The sequence below is a fragment of the Bernardetia sp. ABR2-2B genome, from assembly GCF_037126435.1.
In the GTDB taxonomy this organism is placed as follows: domain Bacteria; phylum Bacteroidota; class Bacteroidia; order Cytophagales; family Bernardetiaceae; genus Bernardetia.
Genome location: NZ_CP147020.1, coordinates 1,318,056 through 1,342,908, shown reverse-complemented (window position 1 = coordinate 1,342,908; position 24,853 = coordinate 1,318,056). Strand labels below are relative to the sequence as shown.

At 31.3% G+C, this 24,853-nt stretch carries 26 protein-coding genes and 1 pseudogene; 17 read left to right on the top strand and 10 right to left on the bottom strand.

Annotation, left to right across the window (positions count from 1 at the left end; genetic code table 11):
- Nucleotides 1–114 precede the first annotated feature (114 nt).
- The 4 genes from WAF17_RS05615 to WAF17_RS05600 all read left to right on the top strand — a co-directional run bounded on the left by WAF17_RS05615 (nucleotide 115) and on the right by WAF17_RS05600 (nucleotide 2,094).
- Nucleotides 115–756: a class I SAM-dependent methyltransferase gene (locus WAF17_RS05615; protein ID WP_338767333.1), complete on the top strand. Its 642-nt coding sequence runs from the start codon at nucleotides 115–117 to the stop codon at nucleotides 754–756.
- 143 nt (nucleotides 757–899) lie between these two features.
- Nucleotides 900–1,169 carry a hypothetical protein gene (locus WAF17_RS05610; protein WP_338767330.1) on the top strand — a complete coding sequence of 90 codons (270 nt, stop codon included), beginning with the start codon at nucleotides 900–902 and terminating at the stop codon, nucleotides 1,167–1,169.
- Nucleotides 1,170–1,274: 105 nt separating this feature from the next.
- Nucleotides 1,275–1,658: a hypothetical protein gene (locus tag WAF17_RS05605; protein WP_338767327.1), complete on the top strand. Its 384-nt coding sequence runs from the start codon at nucleotides 1,275–1,277 to the stop codon at nucleotides 1,656–1,658.
- Between the two features lie 16 nt (nucleotides 1,659–1,674).
- Nucleotides 1,675–2,094 (top strand): hypothetical protein, encoded by a 420-nt coding sequence (locus tag WAF17_RS05600; protein WP_338767324.1) that lies wholly within the window; start codon nucleotides 1,675–1,677, stop codon nucleotides 2,092–2,094.
- 13 nt (nucleotides 2,095–2,107) lie between these two features.
- Here WAF17_RS05600 and WAF17_RS05595 read toward each other — a convergent pair whose 3' ends face one another.
- Entirely contained in the window at nucleotides 2,108–3,670 is a 1,563-nt protein-coding gene (locus tag WAF17_RS05595) for a cryptochrome/photolyase family protein (protein WP_338767322.1), read from the bottom strand.
- Nucleotides 3,671–3,837: 167 nt separating this feature from the next.
- Here WAF17_RS05595 and WAF17_RS05590 point away from each other — a divergent pair, with 167 nt between their 5' ends.
- Nucleotides 3,838–4,170 (top strand): metalloregulator ArsR/SmtB family transcription factor, encoded by a 333-nt coding sequence (locus tag WAF17_RS05590; protein ID WP_338767320.1) that lies wholly within the window; start codon nucleotides 3,838–3,840, stop codon nucleotides 4,168–4,170.
- 77 nt (nucleotides 4,171–4,247) lie between these two features.
- Here WAF17_RS05590 and WAF17_RS05585 read toward each other — a convergent pair whose 3' ends face one another.
- Complete coding sequence (locus WAF17_RS05585) at nucleotides 4,248–6,173, bottom strand: M1 family metallopeptidase (RefSeq protein ID WP_338767318.1); 1,926 nt, start codon at nucleotides 6,171–6,173, stop codon at nucleotides 4,248–4,250.
- A 312-nt stretch (nucleotides 6,174–6,485) separates the two neighbouring features.
- Between WAF17_RS05585 and WAF17_RS05580 the strand changes: the two genes are divergently transcribed.
- Nucleotides 6,486–7,205 carry a hypothetical protein gene (locus tag WAF17_RS05580; protein ID WP_338767315.1) on the top strand — a complete coding sequence of 240 codons (720 nt, stop codon included), beginning with the start codon at nucleotides 6,486–6,488 and terminating at the stop codon, nucleotides 7,203–7,205.
- A gap of 88 nt (nucleotides 7,206–7,293) precedes the next feature.
- Here WAF17_RS05580 and WAF17_RS05575 read toward each other — a convergent pair whose 3' ends face one another.
- Nucleotides 7,294–7,611 (bottom strand): YtxH domain-containing protein, encoded by a 318-nt coding sequence (locus WAF17_RS05575; RefSeq protein ID WP_338767312.1) that lies wholly within the window; start codon nucleotides 7,609–7,611, stop codon nucleotides 7,294–7,296.
- A gap of 277 nt (nucleotides 7,612–7,888) precedes the next feature.
- Here WAF17_RS05575 and WAF17_RS05570 point away from each other — a divergent pair, with 277 nt between their 5' ends.
- Entirely contained in the window at nucleotides 7,889–8,134 is a 246-nt protein-coding gene (locus tag WAF17_RS05570) for a VF530 family protein (RefSeq protein WP_338767309.1), read from the top strand.
- Between the two features lie 78 nt (nucleotides 8,135–8,212).
- On the opposite strand, the gene trxA is transcribed toward WAF17_RS05570, so the two are convergent.
- On the bottom strand, nucleotides 8,213–8,530 hold the full coding sequence (trxA, locus tag WAF17_RS05565) for a thioredoxin (RefSeq protein ID WP_338767306.1): 318 nt from the start codon (nucleotides 8,528–8,530) through the stop codon (nucleotides 8,213–8,215).
- Between the two features lie 355 nt (nucleotides 8,531–8,885).
- Between trxA and WAF17_RS05560 the strand changes: the two genes are divergently transcribed.
- From WAF17_RS05560 to WAF17_RS05540, 5 genes are all read left to right on the top strand, one after another.
- A complete protein-coding gene (locus WAF17_RS05560; RefSeq protein ID WP_338767304.1) occupies nucleotides 8,886–9,482 on the top strand; it encodes a nitroreductase in 597 nt (198 codons plus the stop codon).
- 118 nt (nucleotides 9,483–9,600) lie between these two features.
- Complete coding sequence (locus tag WAF17_RS05555) at nucleotides 9,601–10,521, top strand: ATP-binding cassette domain-containing protein (RefSeq protein ID WP_338767302.1); 921 nt, start codon at nucleotides 9,601–9,603, stop codon at nucleotides 10,519–10,521.
- 114 nt (nucleotides 10,522–10,635) lie between these two features.
- Nucleotides 10,636–11,343: a protein-L-isoaspartate(D-aspartate) O-methyltransferase gene (locus WAF17_RS05550; RefSeq protein ID WP_338767299.1), complete on the top strand. Its 708-nt coding sequence runs from the start codon at nucleotides 10,636–10,638 to the stop codon at nucleotides 11,341–11,343.
- A gap of 60 nt (nucleotides 11,344–11,403) precedes the next feature.
- On the top strand, nucleotides 11,404–12,231 hold the full coding sequence (gene cysQ, locus WAF17_RS05545; RefSeq protein ID WP_338767296.1) for a 3'(2'),5'-bisphosphate nucleotidase CysQ: 828 nt from the start codon (nucleotides 11,404–11,406) through the stop codon (nucleotides 12,229–12,231).
- 517 nt (nucleotides 12,232–12,748) lie between these two features.
- Nucleotides 12,749–13,153 carry a hypothetical protein gene (locus WAF17_RS05540; RefSeq protein WP_338767294.1) on the top strand — a complete coding sequence of 135 codons (405 nt, stop codon included), beginning with the start codon at nucleotides 12,749–12,751 and terminating at the stop codon, nucleotides 13,151–13,153.
- A 239-nt stretch (nucleotides 13,154–13,392) separates the two neighbouring features.
- Here the strand turns inward: WAF17_RS05540 and WAF17_RS05535 are convergent, their stop codons facing one another.
- From WAF17_RS05535 to WAF17_RS05525, 3 genes are read right to left on the bottom strand one after another with little or no spacing between them, the layout of a single operon-like run.
- Nucleotides 13,393–14,571, bottom strand: coding sequence for a hypothetical protein (locus WAF17_RS05535; RefSeq protein ID WP_338767291.1), 1,179 nt, complete (start codon nucleotides 14,569–14,571; stop codon nucleotides 13,393–13,395).
- Nucleotides 14,572–14,621: 50 nt separating this feature from the next.
- Entirely contained in the window at nucleotides 14,622–14,954 is a 333-nt protein-coding gene (locus WAF17_RS05530; RefSeq protein ID WP_338767286.1) for a tRNA-binding protein, read from the bottom strand.
- A gap of 21 nt (nucleotides 14,955–14,975) precedes the next feature.
- Nucleotides 14,976–15,260 (bottom strand): hypothetical protein, encoded by a 285-nt coding sequence (locus WAF17_RS05525; RefSeq protein ID WP_338767284.1) that lies wholly within the window; start codon nucleotides 15,258–15,260, stop codon nucleotides 14,976–14,978.
- A gap of 211 nt (nucleotides 15,261–15,471) precedes the next feature.
- On the opposite strand from WAF17_RS05525, the gene WAF17_RS05520 reads away from it, so the two are divergent.
- A complete protein-coding gene (locus tag WAF17_RS05520; protein ID WP_338767281.1) occupies nucleotides 15,472–15,942 on the top strand; it encodes a peptidylprolyl isomerase in 471 nt (156 codons plus the stop codon).
- Nucleotides 15,943–16,307: 365 nt separating this feature from the next.
- Here the strand turns inward: WAF17_RS05520 and kbl are convergent, their stop codons facing one another.
- The gene (gene kbl, locus WAF17_RS05515) at nucleotides 16,308–17,504 is read right to left on the bottom strand and encodes a glycine C-acetyltransferase (RefSeq protein ID WP_338767278.1); all 1,197 of its coding nucleotides are present in this window, start codon (nucleotides 17,502–17,504) and stop codon (nucleotides 16,308–16,310) included.
- A gap of 268 nt (nucleotides 17,505–17,772) precedes the next feature.
- On the opposite strand from kbl, the pseudogene WAF17_RS05510 reads away from it, so the two are divergent.
- The 4 genes and pseudogenes from WAF17_RS05510 to WAF17_RS05495 all read left to right on the top strand — a co-directional run bounded on the left by WAF17_RS05510 (nucleotide 17,773) and on the right by WAF17_RS05495 (nucleotide 22,684).
- Nucleotides 17,773–18,459 (top strand): annotated as a pseudogene (locus tag WAF17_RS05510) (zinc metallopeptidase).
- A 219-nt stretch (nucleotides 18,460–18,678) separates the two neighbouring features.
- The gene (locus tag WAF17_RS05505; RefSeq protein WP_338767275.1) at nucleotides 18,679–19,458 is read left to right on the top strand and encodes an alpha/beta hydrolase; all 780 of its coding nucleotides are present in this window, start codon (nucleotides 18,679–18,681) and stop codon (nucleotides 19,456–19,458) included.
- Nucleotides 19,459–19,803: 345 nt separating this feature from the next.
- The gene (locus tag WAF17_RS05500) at nucleotides 19,804–20,502 is read left to right on the top strand and encodes a CBS domain-containing protein (protein ID WP_338767273.1); all 699 of its coding nucleotides are present in this window, start codon (nucleotides 19,804–19,806) and stop codon (nucleotides 20,500–20,502) included.
- Nucleotides 20,503–20,677: 175 nt separating this feature from the next.
- Complete coding sequence (locus WAF17_RS05495; protein WP_338767271.1) at nucleotides 20,678–22,684, top strand: DUF3857 domain-containing protein; 2,007 nt, start codon at nucleotides 20,678–20,680, stop codon at nucleotides 22,682–22,684.
- Nucleotides 22,685–22,938: 254 nt separating this feature from the next.
- Here WAF17_RS05495 and WAF17_RS05490 read toward each other — a convergent pair whose 3' ends face one another.
- Nucleotides 22,939–23,397 carry a hypothetical protein gene (locus tag WAF17_RS05490; protein WP_338767269.1) on the bottom strand — a complete coding sequence of 153 codons (459 nt, stop codon included), beginning with the start codon at nucleotides 23,395–23,397 and terminating at the stop codon, nucleotides 22,939–22,941.
- A gap of 157 nt (nucleotides 23,398–23,554) precedes the next feature.
- Entirely contained in the window at nucleotides 23,555–24,847 is a 1,293-nt protein-coding gene (locus WAF17_RS05485; RefSeq protein ID WP_338767267.1) for a TRAP transporter large permease subunit, read from the bottom strand.
- Nucleotides 24,848–24,853 lie beyond the last annotated feature (6 nt).

The window sequence follows — 24,853 nt, the reverse complement described above, 5'->3', positions numbered from 1 at the left end:
TAGGTTATTAGTGTAAGATTTTGTTTTTTATAGTTATGAAAAATTTTACGCCAATAAAAACTTATTGCTGCTTTATACTAGATAGCCTATATTTTTTTACTTCATAATGCGATTATGACTTTAGCTAACATTGATTTTTATAGAAATATTCAGATAGAAAAATTTAAAGAACTCGCAGGAGTTACAGGTTTTGATACAGGAATTGATATTGACCAAATTTATCCTCAAATAGAAAATGCAAAAGCAATTGCAGAACTAGGAGTAGGATATGGAAGAGCCATAGATGAACTTCTAAAACGTGGATACAAGGGTAAGATATATGGTATCGAAAGAGTAGAATCTTTTGTAAACTATATTGAAAACGAGTATGATAATGAAAATTTATCAATGCTTCACCAAGATATAGAAGAACTAAACTTACCCGAAAAAGTAGATGCTGTTTTGTGGCTTTGGTCTGGAATACTAGAACAAAATCTTGAACAACAACGAGATTCTATTTGCAAAATTAGAAAGTATCTCAAAACAGGAGGTAAATTATTTATTGAAGCTCCTCAAGACAAAATTAAGTTTGTCGGAATGAAAATCAACAAGCATTATATCCGTGTAGAAATGGACTGGGGAACGCTTGATGCTTATATGCCTTACGAGGAAGACATGCATCTTATCAAAGAGTCCTGTCATTATAAATCATTACAAATGATTAAATATCAATCTAAAACAGGATTAGATAGGGTTTTTTATGTGTTTGAGAATTAAATTATTGATGTTGAAAAAAAGAAAAACTCTCTAAAAACAAAAGGTTTTAGAGAGTTTTTTTATTCGATAAAAAGACTTTTTGATAAAAAATTAGTATTTTACTAATACCAACACACAATTACACTTTCTAACTATTTTAAAATATGATACAGGAAATTGCAGCACACGAAATATTACAGCTTATCATTCGTAAAAAACCTCTGTGGAGATGGAAAAAACAATGTATTTATACTGATGGTATGGACAAAACTTTTATTCAACTTACCTTTTATGATGAGAATCAAAGCCAAATTGGAAAAACTTGTTTTCAATTAGAGACAGGAGTAATACAGTTTAATAGTATAACAAGTGAATGTTCGCCCATCACAGTAATAGATTTTTTGCTAGAAATATTGAATAAGACAAATAAATAACTCTTTGATTTTTATCTCTTAATTAAAATTGTGTGTACTGAAAGTAAAGACATCTTTCCATCTTAATTAATTACTATTATGTTTTCTGAAAATCCTAATAAAAAAATGTTTTTATCATTCGATTTTTATGCACAAGCATTTTTTTCAGGAGTAGCCGTTATACTTGCTATTTTATCTATTTTTGATGGCATTTTTGCTGCGATTGGTTTGTGGCTCGTTGTTCCTGTTACACTTTATAATTCAATAGGTCTTCTGATACATATTTTTAAAGGAAGCTACTCAAAGCAAGTTTTTGTGTTTCGTATTATTCATGCTATTCTAGGTTTTGGAGCAGTTGCAGGAATTATTGCTTATATATGGAATGGAAACTTAATTGATGAAGGACTTGTCTTCTATGTTATTTCATCTATTCCTCTTATTTTCTTAGTGGCTTATTTTATAATTACTTGGCAGGATTACAAGGCAATGAAAACACTTCAAAACTACTAAATATCTTATTAAAATTATGAAAGAAACATTACTTGACGCAAAAAAAACACTCTTCTTGACTATCGATTTTTACTTACAATGCTTTTTCTTTGGATTACTTATCGTTTTTGGAGTTTTGTCTCTTACTAGTGGTTATTTTATGATTTTGGGGTTGTTTAGTTTACTACCTATCGCTCTCTATAATTCTATTGGGATGACTTACCATATTTTTAGAGGAAGTTATTCTACGAAAGTAGAGATTTTTCGAAAAATACATGCTATCAGTGCCATTATTTATTTAGCCATTTTCGTATTAGTAACTTTCATACTTGAATATCCTGCTAATAAAAATGAACTAACCTTCATCATTTTTTGGGGTATTCCTCCTTTATTTTTGATAGCTTATTTTTTTATCACTTTAAAAGACTGGAAAGCTATGAAGCAACTAAATTCATAATTTTATCTCTTTTCTAGTTTTTATCTAGTCCTTTATCCAATTTTTCTAAGAAACGATTTGCATTTTCTAAATGGTTTTGTAGTGTTTCTTTTTTCATTCTATCTAACATACTGACCATCATTCGCATTCTATGGTTATTTGCAAAGACTTCTTTGTGTTTGGAAATAAAATTCCAATAAAGTCCGTTCCAAATCTCTGCCCAATCATTGGTTTTCTCATTAGATTTATTACCCTTTTTATAATCGCTCATCTTTAAAATATAATTCGAACCCGAAATATAAGGCTTTGTCGTAATCAGTCCTCCATCTGCATATTGAGTCATTCCATAGACATTTGTTACCATTACCCAATCATACGAATCTATAAATAATTCCATAAACCATTTATAAACAGCATCTGGGTCAAACTCACACAAAAGCATAAAATTACCCAAAATCATCAGCCTTTCTATATGATGACAATAGCCATATTTGAGTATTCTTTTAATGGTATCATCAATCGGAATTATCCCTGTTGTTCCATCATAAAATGATTTTGGAAGTTGTCTTTTGAAATTAAAAAAATTATTGGTTCGCTCAAAAACACCTTCTTTTTCATAAATACCTCGCATAAACTCACGCCAACCAACAACCTGCCTAATAAAACCTTCTAAAGAGTTGAGAGATATTTCATTTTCTGAGTCTTCATTTTGAGAAACAAAATTCATCGTTTTCTCTATAATTTGAGAAGGTGTAATCAAACCAATATTTAATGCAGGTGTCAGTACAGAATGAAAAATAATGCGTTCTTTCGTTGAAATAGCATCTTCATAATCTCCAAAAAGATAAAATCGTTCTTTCAAAAAAGTATCTAAAACTTGCTCGGCTTCTTTGTGTGTTGTTGGATAGTTGAAGTGTTCTAAGCTCCCATAATTATCTCCGAAATCTTTTTTAATTGTTGGCTTATATTTTTTGACAAATTCATTCTCTTCAAAAACAGGAAATTTTGGAATATTGAGTTTGCTTTTTTCTGACTTATTTTTTGGTAAAGGTTTTCTGTTTTCCTCGTCAAAACTCCACTTTCCACCCTTTGGTGAGCCGTCAGGAGTCATCAAAATATCCAAGCGTTTGCGTTGTTTTTGGTAAAAACTTGCCATTAAATAACTACCCGATTTAGTTTTTTGAAGTATTTCATCCAAATCTGATTTTGAAGTCAGAAAAAGAGGAGTTTCATATTGAATTAACTTTATATCAAATTTTTTGGCAAAACGCTTTAGTCTTCTTTCTAGTAAATAATCAGTCGTATCTGTATAATGAATCTCTTTAATTTCTTCTTCATTTTCAGAAATTAAATCAAAAACACTTTCCAATTTTCCATATTCTGAATGCTGCAAATACGAAACTGTGTAGCCTTTTTTTTCTAAAAAACCGTTGTAATAGTGCATAGAAGCACGATGAAGTAGTAATTTTTGCTTATGAAAAGGATACTGACCAAAATATAAATCATCTTCTATTAGATAAACTTTATTTTCTTTATCAAATAAAGCAGGATTTTCTTTGAAAAGTTGATGAGGAAAAACAAGGCTGATTGATTTCATATTTGGCTTACTTATTTTTAATTAACCGTCGAACGAGGTTTTAGAAGGCAACAGAATAACTAAAGACTTTGTTTTTACGTTACTAATTTATAAACTCAAATATGAACATATAAACAAATGTTTGTATAAAATAAAAGGGAGAAAAATAATTACTAATAAAATACATTATGGAATCTAATCAGTCTGATACCACAAAAAAAGAATTACAAATCGATGTGGAAACGCTAGAACGAGCAGCTTTTATATTAAAAACGGTAGCTCATCCTGTTCGTTTAGGAATTTTGAAATTATTAGAAAAAAAAGAACGTTTGTCAGTAAAACAAATCTGTGAAGGCTTAGAAGTAGAACAATCGCTTACCTCACACCATCTTTCAAATATGAAATTAAAAGGGATTCTATCTTCAAAAAGAGAAGGTAAAAATGTTTATTATTCGCTTCGTGAACGAAATATCCTCAATCTTTTTAAGTGTTTGGAAGGTTGTGAGTGTGTTATGTTTTAGTGAAAACTTCAACAAAAAAGCTAGTTCAAAAGTAATATTTGAACTAGCTTTTTTTATTATACTCTAAAAAAATGATTTTACTTCCCTTCCAACATCTTCTCAATGCTAGAAGAAGAAACAAAGTGATAATTTGGTTTTGCTTCCTCAAAAATATCTTTTGCTAATGGAAGTGTTTTTGCGTTTGCGATGAGCTCTGCATAAATAGGACTTAAAAATTTACGTCTTCCTACATTTACTAAAAATTTACGAAGTTGTGGATATGATTTTTCGTATTCGTTATGAGCCACTTTTACCAACCAAACTCCCAAAACTTCATTATTTCCAGTATTAGAAAACTTAAATTGTTTGTCTAACTCATCCATTTGTTGTTTGCTAAGTTCATTTGGCAAAGCACGAAGGAAAAATAACCATTGCTGATATGCCCAATCTTTTGTGTCCAGTTGTGCCGCTGGTGTTCCATCTTTCCAAGCAGTAGCTGCTGCAATGGCTTTATCGTAACGCTCTGATTCAATTTTTGGAATATTAGAAGGTATTCCTGTTTCATAAATCCATTCTTTTGGATTAATTTCTTGCATAGAACCATCTACCTGTGATAAAAGATTTTTATCTAGGTAAGTCAGAAAATCTTCTGTATTTGTAGTTTTGAAAGCATATTCCGTAAAATATTGATTCAAGAAAGCATCGAATTTTTCTCTTCCAACCGTATTTTCAATTAACTTTAAAAGATAAAAGCCTTTATCATAAGCGATTGAAGTAACGCCATCGTCTGGGTTACGTCCTTCAAGGTCTAATTTTAGTTTTGTGTCTTCTGAGTTTCCTGCTGAAGTCATTGCAGCTACTTCATCTTTCAAATCTTGATACGAAATAAGAGCTAACATTTCAGCATAATCTTTTCCATAAACTTCTTCCATTATTCTGTTCTCAAAATAAACAGTAAAGCCTTCATTGAGCCAAAAGTCATTCCACGTTGCATTCGTAACTAAGTTTCCAGACCACGAGTGAGCAAGTTCATGCGCCACCAACGAGGTAAGCGAACGGTCACCAGCCAAAATAGTAGGCGTTGCAAAGGTAAGACGAGGATTTTCCATTCCACCAAAAGGAAAACTAGGAGGCAAGACAATCAAATCATAACGTCCCCACGCATATTTTCCGTAGAGCTTTTCGGCTGCTTCTAACATCTTATCCATCTCTTCAAACTCATAGGCTGCTTTGCTAATCACAGAAGGCTCTGCATACACACCTGTACGCTCTCCAATTGGCTGAAAACGCAAATCGCCAACAGCTAATGCCAACAAATAAGCTGGAATGGGCTGTTCCATTTTAAAAGAATAAATACCAGAGTCATTTTTTCGCTGTGGATTTTCTGCGCTCATTACTGCCATAAGCTCTTTAGGAACAGTTACTTCGGCTGTGTACGTAAAGCGAATACCAGGGCTATCTTGCGTCGGCACCCAAGTACGAGCCAAAATAGCCTGTGATTGAGTAAACAAAAACGGACTTTGTTTTCCTGCTGTTTGAGAAGGAGAAAGCCATTGCAGAGCCTCTGCATCTGATGAGGTTTTGTAAGTAATAGTTACTTTTTTAGATTGGTCAGTAACTGGAATAGTAAGCTTTTGCCCTAAATTTTCATCTTCAACGGCTAGTTCAAAGTTTGCTTTTTGTCCATCTACTTCTACATTTTCAATGGTTAGGCTGCGAGTATCTAAATAGATTTTATCTATATTATTCTGAACTTCAATATCATACGTAGCGATACCCGAAAGCATTTTAGTTGAAAAATCTACATTTAGTTTTAAATCAAGATGTGTAGTTTTTGCTTCTTCTGGAATGGCATAAGTATGAATATCAGTAGGTATTGAGGTTTCCACTTGAGTAGTTGTATCTGTTTGGATAGTAGATTCGATAGTTTCTGTTGTTTTTTTCTCTGGGTTACAGGCTGTAAAAAGAGAAAGCAAAACAAGACTAGAGAATAAAGCTCGTAGTCGTAATGAAAAATGTTGCATAGAATAGTTTGTATTAGATCGTTGAAGAACTTATTTATTGATTAAAAAACGAAATTACAAAAAAAAGAACCTTAATCTAATACTAAGGTAGATTAAGATTCAAATAAAATATTTCTCTTATTATAATCTGTTCATATTACAAAAGTAATTTTTTACGTTTTATTTCGCTTTTTTGCAAAAAAAAAATTTATTAAAAAATAAAAATATACGTTTGCAACGTAGATAAGTGAATCGCTTACTACTTCGAAAAATTATATTTTTTTTAAAATAATAATATCTCTTTTCGTTCTACTTTATTTGCATTTTTTCATTATGAAAAAAATAATATTTCTCTTTCTTTTCTTTTCACTTAGTTCTTACGCTCAAAACAGAATTGTTTTTGGAGCAGGTAGTGCTGCAACTTCTCGCTTATTAGATTTCCATAACGAAGACTATTCAAAAGAAGAGTTAAAACAGCTTAAAAACTTAGAAGTTATCAAGCCTAGTTATTTTGGCTATTTAGGTTATGTTTTTGATTTTAATTCTAAAATCGATATGCAGATAAATATAGGATATCGGATAACTCGCTATGGCTCAAGAATATATGGAATACCTAGTGGCATACCTAACGTTACACCTCAATATGGAAAAGTAAGGCAAGTAGTGCATCAAAATCAGTTTAATATTGATTATTTGATTCATTTTAAAACAGTAAAACCACTTAGGTCAGATTATTTATTTGTAAAGTCTTCTATAACATATAACTTCAAGAATTATAGAATATATGAAGTTTCATTTAATCAAAAAAATGAGAGTGGAATTACTGGTTATAGAGGTTCGGAAGGATTTGTCCCTCAACGTTTTGATTTATACCTAGGCACAGGATTGAATTATAATTTGTACAAAGACAAACTACATTTTCAGCCCTTTTTAGGTTTCTTTGTTTCTCCCTATGAAACAGATGGAGATTATTATTCCTATTTATATTTCAATAAAAATGTAAAAGGTTTTTTATTAGATGTAGGTTTCAACTTACAGTACAGAATTAAATAATTACATTTAGCTTTTGAATATCAAAAAAGCCTTAATCTAAAAATAATTAGATTAAGGCTTTTCTTTTCTGATGAAATAAAATCAAAGATTATGCTTCTGCGCTATCTCCTTTTGCATTATCAATCTGATTTTTAGCTTGTTCTGCAAGTTCATTTGCTTTTGCTTTTGCATCAGCAGCCAAAGTATTTGCACGTTCTTTCATAGATTCATTAAATTGATTTACTTTGTGCTTCGTGATTTCTACTTGTCCTTCTAAATCTTCCAAAAGGTCATTTGATTTACGAGCAATACGACCACGAGTTTTGTCTCCTGCTTCTGGTGCTGTCAAAACACCTACTAATGCGCCTACTGCTAGTCCTGCTATGAATGTTACTACGCCTAAACCACCGTTATCTGAATTTGCCATAAAAATAATATAAATTAAAAATGATGAATAATATAAAAATTGTCTTTGTTGAATAAACAGAAATAACCAATTATAAAGCAATTTAATAAAAAAATACTCCTTTAAAAAAAGATTCCTTCAAAAAAAGATTTTGTTTTCTGTATAAAAATTAAATTCCTAACGTACTACAAAAAAAAAGGTTCGTTAAAAATATAGATTCTATAAAAAATATATAGTTATTTTTCTAAATTTGAATAGAATAAAAATTCAATAGTAATTAAACATAACCTAGAAAAAAATGAATGAAAAACCAAAAGAGTCAGTTCCAAACGATCAATCCAACAATCCACTACACGGAGTAAAACTAGCTGATATTTTAGATACTTTAGTCGAAAAGCAAGGGTGGGAAAAAATGGCTAAAGAAGTCAATATCAATTGTTTTAAAAATAACCCTTCTATAAAATCTAGTTTGACATTTCTACGCAAAACACCTTGGGCAAGAGAACAGGTGGAAAAACTGTATTTGAAGGTAATTAAAAAATAAAAAAAATAAAAAAACTCTACTTTCCAATAAAAAGGAAAATAGAGCTTTTAAAAAAGAGTTTCAGTTCAACTTAATAAGTTATACAAGTTTGCTGATACGGTCTTGAAGTTCCTTTTTAGTAGTTGTGCCTACAATTTTCTCTACAATCTCGCCATCTTTGAAGATAAGAATTGTAGGGATATTACGAACACCATATTTTACAGTAAGTTCCGAGTTTGAATCTACATCTACTTTTGCGATTTTTGCTTTTCCTGCAAACTCATCAGAAAGCTCATGAACGATAGGTGTCATCATCTGACAAGGTCCACACCATTCTGCCCAAAAATCAACCAAAACAGGTTGGCTAGACGAAATAAGTTCTGTAAATGTTGCTTGTGTTGCTTCAATAGCTGCCATAATAAAAATACTTTTATTTAGTAAAAAATGAATTAAAATTTTATAAAAATGAATATGATTTGAGTCTTTCCCAAACAAATTGTCTTTGTATTCTTTGAGTTGTGCAAAAATAATGCTTTCTACTATCTAAAAATAACTCCCCTGTCATTTAGTCAGTTGTTACAGGTAGGTAATAAACGTAAGAATCTTTAGCAAAACGCCATCATTACAACAAAAAAAAAGCTTTTGTGTTTAGAATAGAAAAGGCTAAAACTTTAGAAACCTTAAAAGTGAGAATCAAAATTTTGATTATTTTTGTCAAATAATGCTTACAAAAGACTTTTTAGTTCTATGATACATAACAAATAAATAAACCATGAAGACTACCACAATCACTCCCCAACAAATCAACGAACTCATAAAGAACAGAAGAACAATCTATCCCCACGAGTGTACAGGAGAAAAAATTGATGATAAAATAATTTGGCAACTCTTAGAAAATGCCACTTGGTCTCCCAATCATGGAAAGGTAGAACCGTGGCAATTTTTTGTTTTTGCAGATGATAAAAGAAAAGAATTAGGTAACTTTTTGATAAAGTTATATGAAAAGCTTACTCCAAAAGAAGAGTATAATCAGAAAAAGGTAATCAAATTACGTGATAGAATGAGTCAGTCTTCTCATATTGTAGTAGTAGTTGCAAAGACAAATCAAAATCCAAGAATACCAGAAATCGAAGACATAGAAGCTGTTGCTTGTGGCATTCAGAATATGCAGCTTTCGGCTACTGTTTATGGTTTGGCAAGTTATTGGGGAACTGGTGCGCTTGTTTATGCAGAGGAAACACATGTTCAGTTGGGTTTGTCTGAAAACGAAAAAATAGTTGGTTTTCTTTACTTAGGTGTCCCAAAAGATGGTTTGATAAAGGAAGCAACACGAAAACCAGTGGAGGAAAAAGTAGTTTGGATAAAGTAATTTTGTTTAAACCCTAAGGGTCTTCAAGACCCTTAGGGTTTGTATATGTGAAGATTCATTTATCTTATGTATTTTTGTTTTCTAATAAACCACAAACCTAGTTTTACCCAATTTCATTTTGAATAATAACGAAAATATCCTTACTATTTCAGATGTTCGAAAAGAATATCATAATCATACTGCACTTGCAGGTGTTAGTCTTGCTATTCCAAAAGGAAGTATTTATGGACTTTTAGGACCTAATGGAGCAGGAAAAACGTCTCTTATTCGTATCATCACACAAATTACGGGTGCAGATAGTGGCAAAATTTTGTTTGAGGGAGAAGAATTAGCTCCAAAGCATATTGCTAAAATAGGTTATTTGCCAGAAGAAAGAGGACTTTATCCAAAAATGAAAGTAGGCGAACAGCTTATTTATTTGGGTAGGTTGAAGGGAATCCCAAGAGCTGAAATTCAGAAAAAACTAAAATATTGGCTTACTACTTTTCAGATGAAAGAGTGGTGGAACAAAGAAGTTGGAGGTCTTTCGAAGGGAATGCAACAGAAAGTACAGTTTGTTGCAACAGTTTTGCACGACCCCAAATTATTGATTTTAGACGAACCTTTTTCTGGTTTTGACCCAATTAATGCAAACCTTCTAAAAGATGAAATTCTCAAACTTCAACAAAAAGGTACAACTGTTATTTTTTCAACACATAGAATGGAATCTGTCGAAGAGCTTTGTGACACAATAGCATTAATAAACAAATCTCATAAATTATTTGAAGGCAAAAAGGCAGATATAAAAATGAGTCATCGAACTCATGTTTTTGAAGTACAGACCGATAAACCTATTTCTGAAAGTGGAAAATCATTCAAAATATTGAAGGAAAGCAAAGAAACAGATTTCAAAACTTATCTTACGTCCGTAAAAATAAACGAAGATGTAGTAAGGAACGGACTTTTGCAGGAATTAGTAAATGAGTATGAAATAGTTTCTATACAAGAAAAATTACCTTCAATCAATGATATTTTTATTAAAATGGTAGAGGAGAAATAAAGATTGTTTTATATCGTATATCGTCAGTGGGGGACATCGACAACAGTAAGAAATCGTATTTGTAGGGGAAAGGTTTGCCTTTTCCTATATCATAACAGTAGTATAAAATAAAAAATGCAAAAGGACACTTATAAACATCAAGGATTAAGAAGACAGCTAGTTGATGAGATTATAGAAATGGGAATAAAAGACCAACAGGTTTTGAACGCCATTTTGACAATTCCTAGGCATTTTTTTATGGATAGTGCTTTTTTAGAACACGCTTATCAAAACAAGGCTTTTGCAATTGGAGAAGGACAAACTATTTCTCAGCCCTATACAGTTGCTTATCAGAGTGAACTTCTAAACATACAAGAGTTTGAATCAAATAAGACACTAAAGATTTTAGAAATAGGAACAGGTTCGGGCTATCAAACGGCTATTCTAGCAGAAATCTGTAAGAATATAAAATCTCAAATTACAAGTATAGAATTTCATGAAAACCTTCATCAAAAAGCAAAGCAAACGTTGAAAAATTTGATTAAATATTCAAAATATTTTGATTTCCAAAGTATTGATTTAGTTTGTACAGATGGTTCAAAAGGATATTTGCAAAATTCTCCTTATGATAAAATTATAGTAACGGCAGCCACACCAAATTCTCCCCAAGCACTGAAAGAATGGTTTAGTCAATTGAAGATAGGAGGACAAATAGTTGCTCCTGTGGGAAATCGAAAAATCCAAATTATGTGTCGTTATACCAAAAAAGACGAAAAAACTATTGAACAAGAAAGCTTTGGAGGATTTCGTTTTGTTCCTCTCTTGGGAGAAAAAGGATTTTAATGTTGTTTGTCATATCATCAAATATTTTTCTAAATGTTTTAATTTTAAAGTAACCAAATTATGATAGAAATTGCCATCAAAGCAGCCGTAAAAGCAGGTGAGCGCATCAAAGAGATTTATGACAAATTTGATAATGAAAGTGATACAGAATATACAGCTGATAATATTGTAAGTTATAAATCTGATAACTCTCCTCTTACACTTGCTGATAAGGAAGCGAATAAGATTATTGAGAAATATTTAGAACCTTTGGGTTTGCCTATCTTGTCAGAAGAAGGTAAGATTACGCCCTATTCAGAACGCAAAAAATGGGATAATTTTTGGCTTATAGACCCACTTGATGGAACAAGAGAGTTTGTAAAGCGAAATGGAAATTTTACAGTAAATATTGCCTTAATGGAAAATAATATTCCAATTGTAGGAATTATTTATGTTCCAGTTTCAGGAGTTTTGTATGTAGGAGAACTTCAAAAAGGAGCATACAAACAAGAACTAAGTCAGAAAAAGACATTAGAAACAGCCGAAAAAATAACCATTAAAGTAAGTAAGCGCAAGAATGAAGAGGGAATAATTGCTTTCAAGAGCCGTTCACATTCTGGAGCAAAAGATAATAATTATTTGAGTAAATTTAATGTAAAGGAAATTCGTAAAAAAGGAAGTTCTGTTAAATTTTGTTTGGTGGCTGAAGGCATAGCTGATTTATATTATAGAAATGGGACAACAATGGAATGGGATACGGCAGCAGGAGAAGCAATTTTGAAAGCAGCAGGAGGAATAATTCTGAATGCAGAAACAGATACAGATTTGAAATACAATAAAGAAAACTTAGAAAATCCACCATTTTGTGCAATGAATACCACTATCTTCGACTTTTTTAAAGACTTGTAACACAATAATTTAGCGTAGTTTATGGTTTTCTAAAAAAAAACAAGTTTTTTTTAACAGAAACTTAAACATTTTTCTCTTTTTTAAGATAATATACTATGAATCGCTCGTTATTATTGTAGGTACAACTAAATAAATTTCTTAGTGGTAGAATAGGGGGAAATACTATTTTTCTCGCTTTATAAATTAAAACGGCTGAATAAGAAAAATTAATTAATTTTTTGTTAAAATTTGTAAGTTTTTTGTCTAAAAGGCTACTTATTTTATGAAAAAATACTTGTAACTTTGTGAAAATTGAGAAATTAAGTAGGAGATAGATTTTTCTATATTCTAATTTTTTCCATTTTCTTAAATTTTTTTTCAATAAGATGCAACGTTTGTTAAAAAATACTGTCTATATAAGTAGAAGCCTTTAGTAAAGTTAATTTTTTAAACTATTATAGATACTATTTATCAAAAATAAGGCTATCAAATTGCATTAAACTATAAATTAGGATTTTTACTTAATAAATTTATAATCATGAAACTCAAACTATTTATTCTCTTCTTGCTTGTTTTTGGAGCAATTGGACAAACTATATTTCTCAATATAGATGCCAAAAGTAATTTTTTATGGGAATCAGAATCACAAAAAAACGCTTATATACATACTTTAGAAAATGAAAAAGATAAATTGTCTATTCAGCCTTCAGAAGTTGTAGTAACAATACGCCATCACGATTCTGAAATTTTGAATCAGCAAAATGCTACTGAAATTTTTGATGAAGAAGCTGAAGTCGTGAAATCAACGTCCAAAAAACCTTGTTCTCAAATAACTAAGGAAGAACGTCTGATTTGTCAGAAAGCAAAAGAAGCTGCCAAACAAAAACAAAATCGTATTTCTGGAAGTAATTATACCAAGAATAGCACAATTCAAAATCCTTAAAAAGAAAGTAAAATTTGTTGTTATTTTATTTCTTTACTAACTCGTTTTGAAAAGTGACAACTATGAGTTTATAGTCCTTGCATTTAGATTTACTAGAGTCATTACTACTATTACAAAATAAATTACTTGAACCATATTTACGACACGTAAAACAAGTGAAAATTATAGAAAAATAAAGTTATAAGTAAAATATTGAAGTAAAAATAAAAAACCATTTGTAAAATTACACTATCAAAAAATCAAATTACTTTTCTTAATATTTCTCTATCAAACCTCCATACTTCTTCATTAATAGGTTTTGTATAAAATGGCTGCAAAAGAATTTTTTTTACGCTATTTTGTATTTCATTCTCTACTACTAATCTATCAAAGTCAATAAAAAGACCAGCATTTAAGGGATTTATAAAACTTTGCCACAACGAATTTTTAGAAATGAACATCGGTTTCTGATATGCCAAACATTCATAAAATTTAGTAGGAATACAGTTTTGTGTACTTTTATTAAATAGATAAGGTAAGATTACAAAATCTGTTTTTTGAAGTTTTTGTAGCAAAATTTTATGAGCAATAGATTTGTCTATCGTTTGATTTAATAAAATAATAGAGTTTGTATCTTTTGTAACTTCTTGAATTTTTTCAGAATATTCTTTATCCAAACAATAACCAGCCAAAAGCAAAGTAGCAGAAAATCCTTCTTTTTCTAATTCTTTTTCTAGCTGTTTAAAAAATAATATCCCCTCCAAAGTTCCATAGGTTTTTGAAAATGAACCATAGATAATAAACTTAATTTCCTTTGTTTTCAAATAATCAGAACTAGTAGAATTAGTATAAATTAAATCATCTACCAAAAATTTATTCTCTAAAAAAACATAGTTTGTTTTTTCCAAAAAAGGCATTTCTTCTAAATAAAATCGTTCTGCCAAAAGATATAAGTCAATAAAAGAAGAAGATAGTTTTTCAAAACTACGAACTAAAAAAGCTAATATTTTTTTTAAAAAAGGAGGGTAATTATCTTGATACAAAATATTGAAGGCATAATTTTCTTGTACGTCATAAACTAATTTTATTGCATTTAATTTTGAACTAAATAAAAGTTTGAAAAGCAAAGTAAAGGGTAGTATTTCGACTGCACAAACAATAATCGTAGTGGGTTTTAGTCTCAAAAGCTGATCGAAAACTTTAAATCCTGCAAAAAAACGCCAAAGTCCAAGACGATTTTTATTTTTTTTAGAAGTAAATAATTCAATAAAATTTATATTAATATCACTATTTTTTTTGTTAGAGTTGCTACTTGCTTCAAAGCCAATCAAGGTTACGTTTTTAGAATTGCTTGTAATAGACTTGGCTATTTTTTGATACGCACGAATATCATCGACAGGTTTTAGGACGGAGAGAATAGCTACTTTTTCGTTTTCCAAATTAAATATTTTAATATTTTCTGATTATATCAAGCTTTAAGTTATGTTTTTCAACTAATCAAAAGTCCATTCTCAACAGGCTTGTCAGTCGTAAGAAGCGTTACGTTGTTTTCATCTCCAACAACTCCCAAAACCAAACATTCTGACATAAAATTAGCAATTTGTTTTTGTGGAAAGTTAGTTATAGCAATAATTTGTTTTCCAACTAAAATTTCTGGGTTTGGATATTTTTTTGTGATTTGTGCGCTTGATTTTTTGATTCCAAATTCTCCAAAATCAATTTGCAACTGGTAAGCTGGTTTGTATGCTTTTTCAAAAACTTTAGCTTCTAAAATCGTTCCGACACGCATTTCTATTTTTTCAAAATCTGAATAAGCAATCATTTATGAGAAATTAAAAGCAACTTAATAGTTGTAGGTTTGAAAAAAAGAAGAAGATGGAAAATGCTCATGATAAGCAGGGAAATCTTGAAAAGGAGCAATCCATTCGGGCATAGAAAGATGACGAACGTGCCTAGACTCAGTCGAAAAACAAAAATCAGTAAGCAAAAAAGATTTCGAAATTTGTCTTTGATTAGAATAATAAGTTTTGCTTTCTTTCTTCTGAACAAACTTATAAGATGTCATCAAAACAATTCCTATGAATAGAAATAGCCAAAAAGAAAGGATATAGATAAAATAATTTTTCATAGTTTTTTGCTTGAGTAATTACAAATTTATATAAAAACACCCAATTATTAAAGGCTTTTTGAATGACAAATTTATTTTTAGGCTAAAAAATCGTACCTTGCATAAAATTACAAAACAGTCTTTTTTATTTCTTAGTGTATAATTCATCAAAAAATTATTTCATTAAGAGTGGAAAAGCTATTTTTATTTATAATCAATTTAATTTTAGAGCATGTCAAATAGCGCAAAAAAAGGCGATTTAGTACAAGTACATTATGTAGGTAAATTCGAAGACGGAAATGTTTTTGATTCTTCAAGAGATAGAAAAGAGCCTATTGAATTTCAAGTAGGAGCAGGACAGATGATAAAAGGTTTTGATGCTGCAGTAGAAGGAATGGAACTTAGCGAATCAAAGACAATTACTTTAGCACCAGCTGAAGCGTATGGAGAATCAAATCCAGAAAATATTGTTTCTTTTCCTAAAGACAAATTACCACCAGAAATGAATCCAAAAGCAGGTGATCAACTTGCTCTTCAAGGACAAAATGGTGAGCAAATTCCTGTTGTAGTAGTTGAAGCGAATGAAGAAGGCGTTGTTTTAGATGCTAATCATCCAATGGCTGGAAAAACTTTAGTTTTTGATTTAGAACTTGTTGGAATCAATCCATCAAAAGTAGAAGGTGGAACACTTTCTGACTGGTAAGGAACAATTACGAATTACAAATGTAATAATTTGAATATCAGTGATTTAATATTTCAAAGTAAGTAGTTTGTTTAATTCTTATTCCTAAGAATCACTTTTTCAAGAGAATAAATAAAAAAAGCTATTTCTATTATTAATATAGAAATAGCTTTTTTTGGTTCTATATGATTTTAGTTGCAAACCTTAACTTGTATTTTGTTCAAGTCTGTACCGACGGTCTGACTTTAACAAAATAAGCTATTCGAAATACTTATTTTTGATAGGTCAGACTTTCAGTACAGACCCATCAAAAATGAAAGTTGCAACCGAATTCATAAAGAACCCTTTTTTTGTAGAGTAAAAAACAAATCGTTCGTGAATTTTTTCTAAGAAATCACTCCCAATTCTTTTCCTACTTTTGTAAAAGCTGCAATAGCTTTATCTAAATGTTCACGTTCGTGCAAAGCTGAAATTTGAACACGAATACGAGCTTTTCCTTTTGGAACAACAGGATAATAGAAACCAATTACATAAATTCCTTCTTCTAACAGTCGGTCAGCAAATTTTTGAGAAAGTGGCGCATCATAAAGCATCACAGGAACAATCGGATGTTCGCCTTTTACAAGGTCAAAACCTGCTGCACTCATTTTTTCTCTAAAATATTTTGTGCTTTCTTCTAACTTATCTCTAAGCGAAGTAGATTCCATAAGTACATTCAAAACCTCAATAGAAGCACCTACAATCGGTGGCGCAACCGTATTTGAAAACAAATAAGGACGAGAACGCTGACGAAGCATATCTACAATTTCCTTTTTTGCTGCCGTAAATCCACCTGAAGCACCTCCAAGAGCTTTTCCATACGTTCCTGTAATGATGTCAATTTTGCCCATTACATTTCTATACTCGTGTGTTCCCCTTCCTGTCTTTCCTATAAAACCAGACGAATGACACTCATCTACCATAACAAGAGCTTTATATTTTTCTGCTAGTTCACAGATTTTATCCAATCTTGCAATCGTTCCGTCCATTGAAAAAACACCATCAGTAACAATCATTTTTTGTTTTGCTCCTGCTGCATCAGCATCTTGAAGTTGTTTTTCAAGATCTTCCATATCATCGTGTTTGTAACGAAAACGCTTTGCCTTACACAAACGAACACCATCAATAATAGAAGCATGATTCAAAGCATCAGAAATAATGGCATCATCTGCTCCTAAAAGTGGTTCGAAAAGTCCACCGTTTGCATCAAAAGCTGCTGCATACAAAATACAGTCTTCCATTCCCAAAAACTCAGATGTTTTTTGTTCTAATTCTTTATGTAAATCTTGCGTTCCACAAATAAAACGAACTGAAGAAAGTCCGAAACCGTGTGTGTCGATGGCTTTTTTTGCAGCTTCCAAAACACGAGGATTTGAGGAAAGCCCTAAATAATTATTTGCACAAAAATTGATTACTTCGCCTGTGCTTTGCGTTTTGATAGCTGCTGATTGTGGCGTTGTGATGATGCGTTCTTTTTTGTAAAGTCCTGCATCTTTTATTTCTTGTAATTCCTTTTCTAAAAAGGGTTGAAGTGTATCGTACATTTGTTTTTGGTTGGTTTATATGTAGTCGACAGTTTTTAATTGCCATTTGAAAAATTCGAAATTATTTTAATTTACAACAGTTGGAAACTGTCGCCTACTTTTTATTCAAATTTAGTGATTTGATTTGTCAAAGTAAACAACTTTTCTTTATTTTCGTTTGAATTTAAGTATGTATCACAGACTTCCTAGTTTGTGTGTATTATTTCCAAATTCGACAGACAGGGTGTCTGTTATACATTATTTTTTAAACTAAGTTTTTTATATCATTATGAATGGAGGTTATATATTAATCATTGTTGTAGGCTTATTAAGTATGGGTGTACAATATATGTTCAGAAATCGTTTCAAAAAATACTCTCAAACTCCTTTGGCCTCAAATATGAGTGGCGCAGAAGTAGCTTAAAGAATGCTAAACGATAGAGGAATAGGAGGAGTAAAAATTCTTTCAGTAGCTGGTAGATTAACAGACCACTACAACCCAAGTGATAAAACAGTAAACTTGAGTGAAGCTGTTTATCACGGTCGTAATGCTGCTGCCGTTGCCGTAGCTGCACACGAATGTGGACACGCTGTTCAAGATGCAAAAGCATACGCCTTTTTAGGTTTTCGTTCGGCAATGGTGCCTGTTTTGAATATTACGAACCGTTTTACGCCTTTTCTTCTTATGATTGGAATCGGTTTACTCTATTTTGCGAATATTCCCTATGTTTTGGCTGCTGGTGTTTTGGCATTAGCTGTTTCTACGCTGTTTAGTTTTATTACTTTGCCAGTTGAGTTTGATGCAAGTAGAAGGGCTTTGAAATGGATAAAAGATGAGAATATAGTCAATCAACAGGAATATTCGATGGCAAAAGGTGCACTTTCTTGGGCTGCCATGACCTATGTAGTGGCTGCGCTTTCTTCTCTAGCTACTCTTCTCTATTATGCTTCAATGCTAATGAATAGAAGAGATTAATTTGTTTTGAAAATATATTTTCATTTAATAACCCTAAAATTCTCTATAATTCTAGGGTTTTTATTTTTCAAAAATTATAGCAAACAAAGAAAAAAACAGGTTGAATAATGAATAGAAATATGCTATGTTTGTAAATAGCGACTGGTACGATATATATTTTTTGTAAATTTGTCGTTCAAATTATATCTCAACTTATTTATAAGATTTAACTTTACAGGCATGACAATCAAAGAAAAAGGAGGATACGAATATATAGATGAAGGCGAAGGAGAAGTTCTTTTGCTTCTACACGGACTTTTTGGTGAGATGAGTAATTGGGAGGGCGTAGTGGCGCATTTTTCCAAAAATTACAGAGTCTTGATTCCGATGATGCCCATTTATACTATTTCTCTTAGAAAGGCGCATTTGGAAGGACTTATCGATTTTGTAGAAGGATTCGTACAGATGGAAGACCTAAAAGATATGACCTTAGTAGGAAATTCTTTAGGAGGACATTTGGCTCTTATTTTTATGCTTCGCAATAAAGAAATATCTAAAAGAATGGTCTTGACAGGTAGTTCAGGGTTGTTTGAGAACGGTATGGGAGGTTCTTTTCCTAAGCGTGGAAACTATGAATATATCAAAGAAAAGGTGCAATATACATTTCATGACCCAAAAGTTGCAACGAAAGAGCTAGTAGATGACGTCTTCGAAGTAACTAATAATAATGCAAAGTGCTTACGAATGATTACGATTGCTCGTTCGGCGCAACGCAATAATATGGCTAAAGAGATTCCATTAATAAACATTCCAACACTTTTGGTTTGGGGATTGAATGATACAATTACGCCACCTTTAGTTGCTCACGAGTTTGATAGACTTTTGAGAAATAGCGACCTTCGTTTTATTGATAAATGTGGACACGCTCCTATGATGGAACATTCGGCTATTTTTAATGCGTATGTTGATGAGTTTTTGAAAAAGAATCCATTAGAAAAAACAGCTACTTCTTTGGTCTAATTTCTTTTGAAATAAAATAATTGATTAAATAAAGGTAAAAAAATAGTGAGTTAGATGAATACAGACTGAAAACATATTAGTTAAACATCGTTTTTCAAAAATAATAGTTTAACTAAAAATAATAGCTTTTCTAAGCAAATTAGCACACAAATTGTTACTTATATAATAGCGAAAGGACTGTATTTTATTTTTAGGCATTGAAATTAAATAAATTGCTATGTTGTAATTCACTTGATAATAAGGTGTTTGTATTCATTAATCATTCACAATTTATCATTTCTTATTGACATTTACTTAAAAATAAAGACGTTTTCTGACCTATTGCCTTATTCAAAATAAACCACTATGAACGACACCTATAATACTACTACTTCTGTTATGGTCGCTGCTGACCTTATAAATGAAATGATTCCTCCATTGAAGAGTAATGACAGTGTCAAAAAGGCACTTAACTGGATGGATGCTTTCAGAATTACGCAGCTTCCTATTGTCGAAAATAATGTTTATAAAGGTATCATTACAGAGGATATGCTCTATGAGATAAATAATCCAGATGCAGATATTGATTCTATTGAGCCACTTTATGAAGATGTTTTTGTAGGAGAAGAGCAGCATTTTTATGATGTTATGCGTTTGGCAACTGACCATAATTTGCGTATTATTGCTGTTGTAGATTTAAACAACATGTTTGTTGGAGTAATTACGGTTAGAGATACTTTAACTGCCTTTGCTCGTACGTTTGCTAATCAAAGTGCAGGTGCGATTTTGGTTATGTCAATGAATTATAGAGATTATTCTTTGTCGCATATTAGTCGTTTGATAGAAGAAAACAATACCAAAATTTTGAGTAGTTATGTAGATACTGACCCATATGACACTAATCTTATTAAGCTTACTTTAAAATTAGATAAAACCGAACTTATGCCTATTTTGGCAACCCTAGAGCGTTTTGAATATCGTGTCATTGCTAAGTTTCAAGAAAACCCTGATGCAGATATTCAAAAAGAACGTTTGGATATGTTCTTTAGATATTTTGATATTTAAACTCAAACCTATAAGGTTTTCAACGTCTTATAGGTTTTTTATTAAAAAGCATTTTTCGAAAAGAAAAATGCTTTTCTTGTTTTAAAAACATATATTTTTAGCCTTTGTTGGTGTTTTAGTGTAGCGACACCAACAAATACACAATAATTTCAATTAAAAATTCACTATTATTTCTATGAATTTAATTAAACCAACTATATTTTTCTTAGTTTCCTGTATTTTATTTGTTTTTTCTTTGCCTGTTTTGGCAGATAACGACAAACACCAATACGCAGATTATAATTGGGAAGAAAACCGAAAAAGAAATGAAATTCCGTCTCATTTGGAAGATGTAGGTTCAATAGTTTTTTTAGATAAAAATATGGTAGAATATTTTTATTTGGCAGAAGAGGAAAATATATTTCTCTACAAGACACATCATATCATTCGTTGGCTCGGAAGTACAGATGCTGTGGAACGTTATAATGCGATTTTTATTCCTTTGGGAGAAGGAACGCTAGAAAAACTAAAAGTCCGTTCTATTTCGCCAGATGGAAAAGTTGTTATTTCTGACCAAAATAATTTAAAGGAAATAAAAGATGAAGAGTCTGGATTTGGTTACAAAATGTTTGCTATTGAAGGAATAGAAAAAGGAAGCGAAATTGAATATTTTTATACGACAAAAGAACCTGTTTTGGGAGGAAACCAAGAGGGAAGACAATATTTACAAAGCAGTACGCCCACCAAAAACGTTCTTTTCGAACTCATTACGCCTTCTCACTTAGATTTTGAAGTAAAGAGTTATAATGGTTTGACTGATGCAGAACTTATAGAAGATACCGAAAATGAAAAGCGAATCCAACGTATAGAAGTTGATAGTATTGCTCCTTTGAATGGAGAGCCTTTTGCCTATGCAGACCCAAATAAAATGAGAGTGGATTATAAATTAGCTTATAATTTGGCTGCTAATTCTCGTCAGCGTTTTTATACATTTACTGATGCTGCAAAACAAATTTATAGTGTTTTTTGTCAGACAAGAGATAAAGAAGAAGCAAAAGCTCTCAAAAAAATATATAAGGAAATAGAAGTAAAATCTAAGTATACAGAGGAAGCTAAAATCCGTAAAATTGAAAATTATTTAAAAGTTAAGATACAGGGAACAGAATCTCCTGCACCTAATTTCTCAAATATTGAAGAGATTGAAAAAACAAAAATTGCGAATGAGCGTGGTTTAGTCCGTCTTTTTACGACTTTGTTAGAAATGGCTGATATAACTTATGAGCTTGTCTTGACTTCTGATAGAAGTGAAATCAGATTTGATGGCGATTTTGACTACTGGGGAAATATGCGTAGATTTTTGATTTATTTTCCAAACACAAAAAAATACCTCGTTCCTGCTGTTCCTTTATACCGTTATGGAATTGTGCCTGATACGTGGACAGCTACTGATGGTCTTTTTATTCGCAAAATGAAAGTTGGGGATGAGGTTTTTGGATTGGGAACAGTCAGAGAAATAAAACCATTAGAGGGCGATAAAAATTTCACTAATATTCATTTGAAAATGAAATTTAATGAAGATATGGATGCCATAGAATCAGAGCTTAAATATGGTTTTGGTGGACTCTCTGCTTTTCCTATTCAAGCGATTATTCCTTATTACTCTGAAGAAAAACGTACTCAAATGATAGAAAATGTTTTGAGAGGGCTTTCATCAGACGCAGAGTTTAAAGATATTGAGTTAGAAAATGAAAAGATGAATACAGACCTTTTAGAAAATGAGTTTGCTATCAAAACAAACTTTGAATCTAAATCGTGGATAGAAAAAGCAGGAAATAAATATCTCTTTACAATTGGAAAGTGTATAGGACCTCAATCTGAACTTTATCAAGAAAAAGAGCGAAAATTAGCCGTAGAAAACGGACACAATCGAATCTATAAAAGAAAATTAATTTTTGAAGTTCCAAAGGGTTATGAAGTCAAAAATTTAGATGATTTGAAACTAAATGTTATTTTTGATAAAGATGATAGTAAAAATTGTGGTTTTATTTCAGAGTATAAGCAAAAGGGAAATACCGTAACAATTGATGTTTTTGAATATTATTATGAAATTTATCTGCCCTTAGAAGATTTTGAAGAATACAGAAAAGTCATTAATGCAGCAGCCGATTTTAATAAAATTGTTCTTGTTTTGGAGAAAAAGTAATTTATTTAGCTAGAGCAAATGCACGAAAATAAAATGTGTAATTTTATACTCTTTCTGATATATTTTTTTGTTTTTAAATTCAAGTGAGGACGCTTGAACCAGTTTTAAAAATAAAATTTCATGCATTTGCCCTATTATTTACAAGCTTTTCTTATGAAAACTGTTTAAGTCTTTTTTCAGACTAAACCTATGTTGCAAGTTGTGATTGTTGGTATTGCTATCCCTAAAACACCAACAACAGCACTAATTAGTATCTAATTTATGGGAAAATCATTTTTTATAATTGATTTATAAATTTTAGTTGCTGCTGCTTCTTGGCTAGAGAAATTTATTCTGTGTGCTAAACTGCCAAACAGAGGAAAGAAGACACAGATGATCAAATGATATATTGTTGCTGAATCATATACTGTATCTGAGCTGAAAATTAAACCCAATCCTACACTCCAAAAAATCACATAAAATATTAAAAGAAAAAAATCTCCCTTAAAATCAGAAGTATTACTTAAAATAACATTACTATTGTCAATTTTGATAGTAGAATAAATATTTTCCCCCCATTGAAAACCCTTCGTATAAACTCCTTTAAAACTGTTCTTACTCATTTTTATAATTTGTACCTCATCGACAGTTTGTACACTAGAATCAAATATATACTCTAGCTCTTGCTGAGATTTACTAGAGGGGATTATATGCGTTTTGGTAAATTTTATCATTATGAAATAGTTGTCATTAAAATAGAAGGATAGGATTAATTAATAATCAAAAATAAATACTTTACATTTCTGCAAAGCTATCCCAAACGTCCTAATGTTATTACTCTCAAAAATATGTTCGTCTAGGTTTTCCATTTTATCTTATTTGTGTAGATTTCTAAAATAACCTTACTAATTGAGGAAAAAGAATAATTAAAGTCATTAGCAGAAGTTGAATAATTATAAAAGGAATAATTCCACGATACAAATGTCCTGTTTTGATTTCTGGAGGAGCTACACCTTTGAGATAGAAAAGTGAAAATCCAAAAGGAGGAGTAAGAAACGAAGTTTGAAGATTCATAGAAATCAAAATAGCAATCCAAACTAAATCCATTCCGTAGGCTGCAAAAATAGGCGTTACGACAGGCATAAAAATAAAGACAATTTCTATAAAATCAATAAAAAATCCTGCTACAAAAACTAAAATCATTACTAAAGCCAAAAATCCATAAGGACTAAGATTTGAGCTTTCAATAAAATCAATCAGAATTTTATCGCCTCCCATTCCACGAAAAACAAGTCCGAAAGCAGTTGCTCCTACTAAAATAATAAAAACCATACAGGTCAGATACATTGTTTCTTTATTGACTTCTTTAATGATTTTGAGATTTAATTTTCCTTCAAAAGCTGTCAATATAGTAGCTACTAATGCGCCCACTCCAGCAGCTTCGGTAGGCGAGGCAATTCCAGAAAAAATAGAACCCAAAACAGATAAAATCAAAACCATTGGCAAGACAAATGCCTTAAAAAGTAACCCAAAAGTAAGTTTATCATTAAATTCTTTTAGTTCTTCTTTCGAAATAGCAGGAGCAGATTTTGGGTTTTTCCATGCTGTAAAAAAGATATATAGAATATATAGAGTAACAAGCAAAATACTGGGAATAATTGCACCAATAAATAAGTCGCCTACCGAAACATTCATTACACTTCCCAACAAAACAAGCACAACACTAGGAGGAATAATTTGTCCCAACGTTCCTGCACTGGCGATTGTTCCTGTAGCTAGTTCAGGTTTGTAACCTCGTTTTAGCATTGTGGGAAGGCTCAAAAGTCCCATCGTTACGACTGTTGCACCGACAACGCCAGTAGAAGCAGCCAAAAGCGCACCCACAATCACAACAGCAATGGCAAGTCCACCACGCAAACGACCCAAAAGCAAAGCCATTGTTTCCAAGAGACGTTCTGCAATCCCTGATTTTTCAAGCATTACACCCATATAAACAAATAAAGGCACAGAAATCAAGACAAAATTTGTCATCGTTCCATAGATCCGAAGAGGAAGCAGATTGAAAAAATCCCATCCAAAAAGATAAACTCCAAACAGAACAGCCACTCCTCCCAAAGTAAAGGAAACAGGATAGCCTTTGAGAAGCAAGACAAAAAGACAAGCAAAAAGTAGTAAGACGAGCATAAAGGA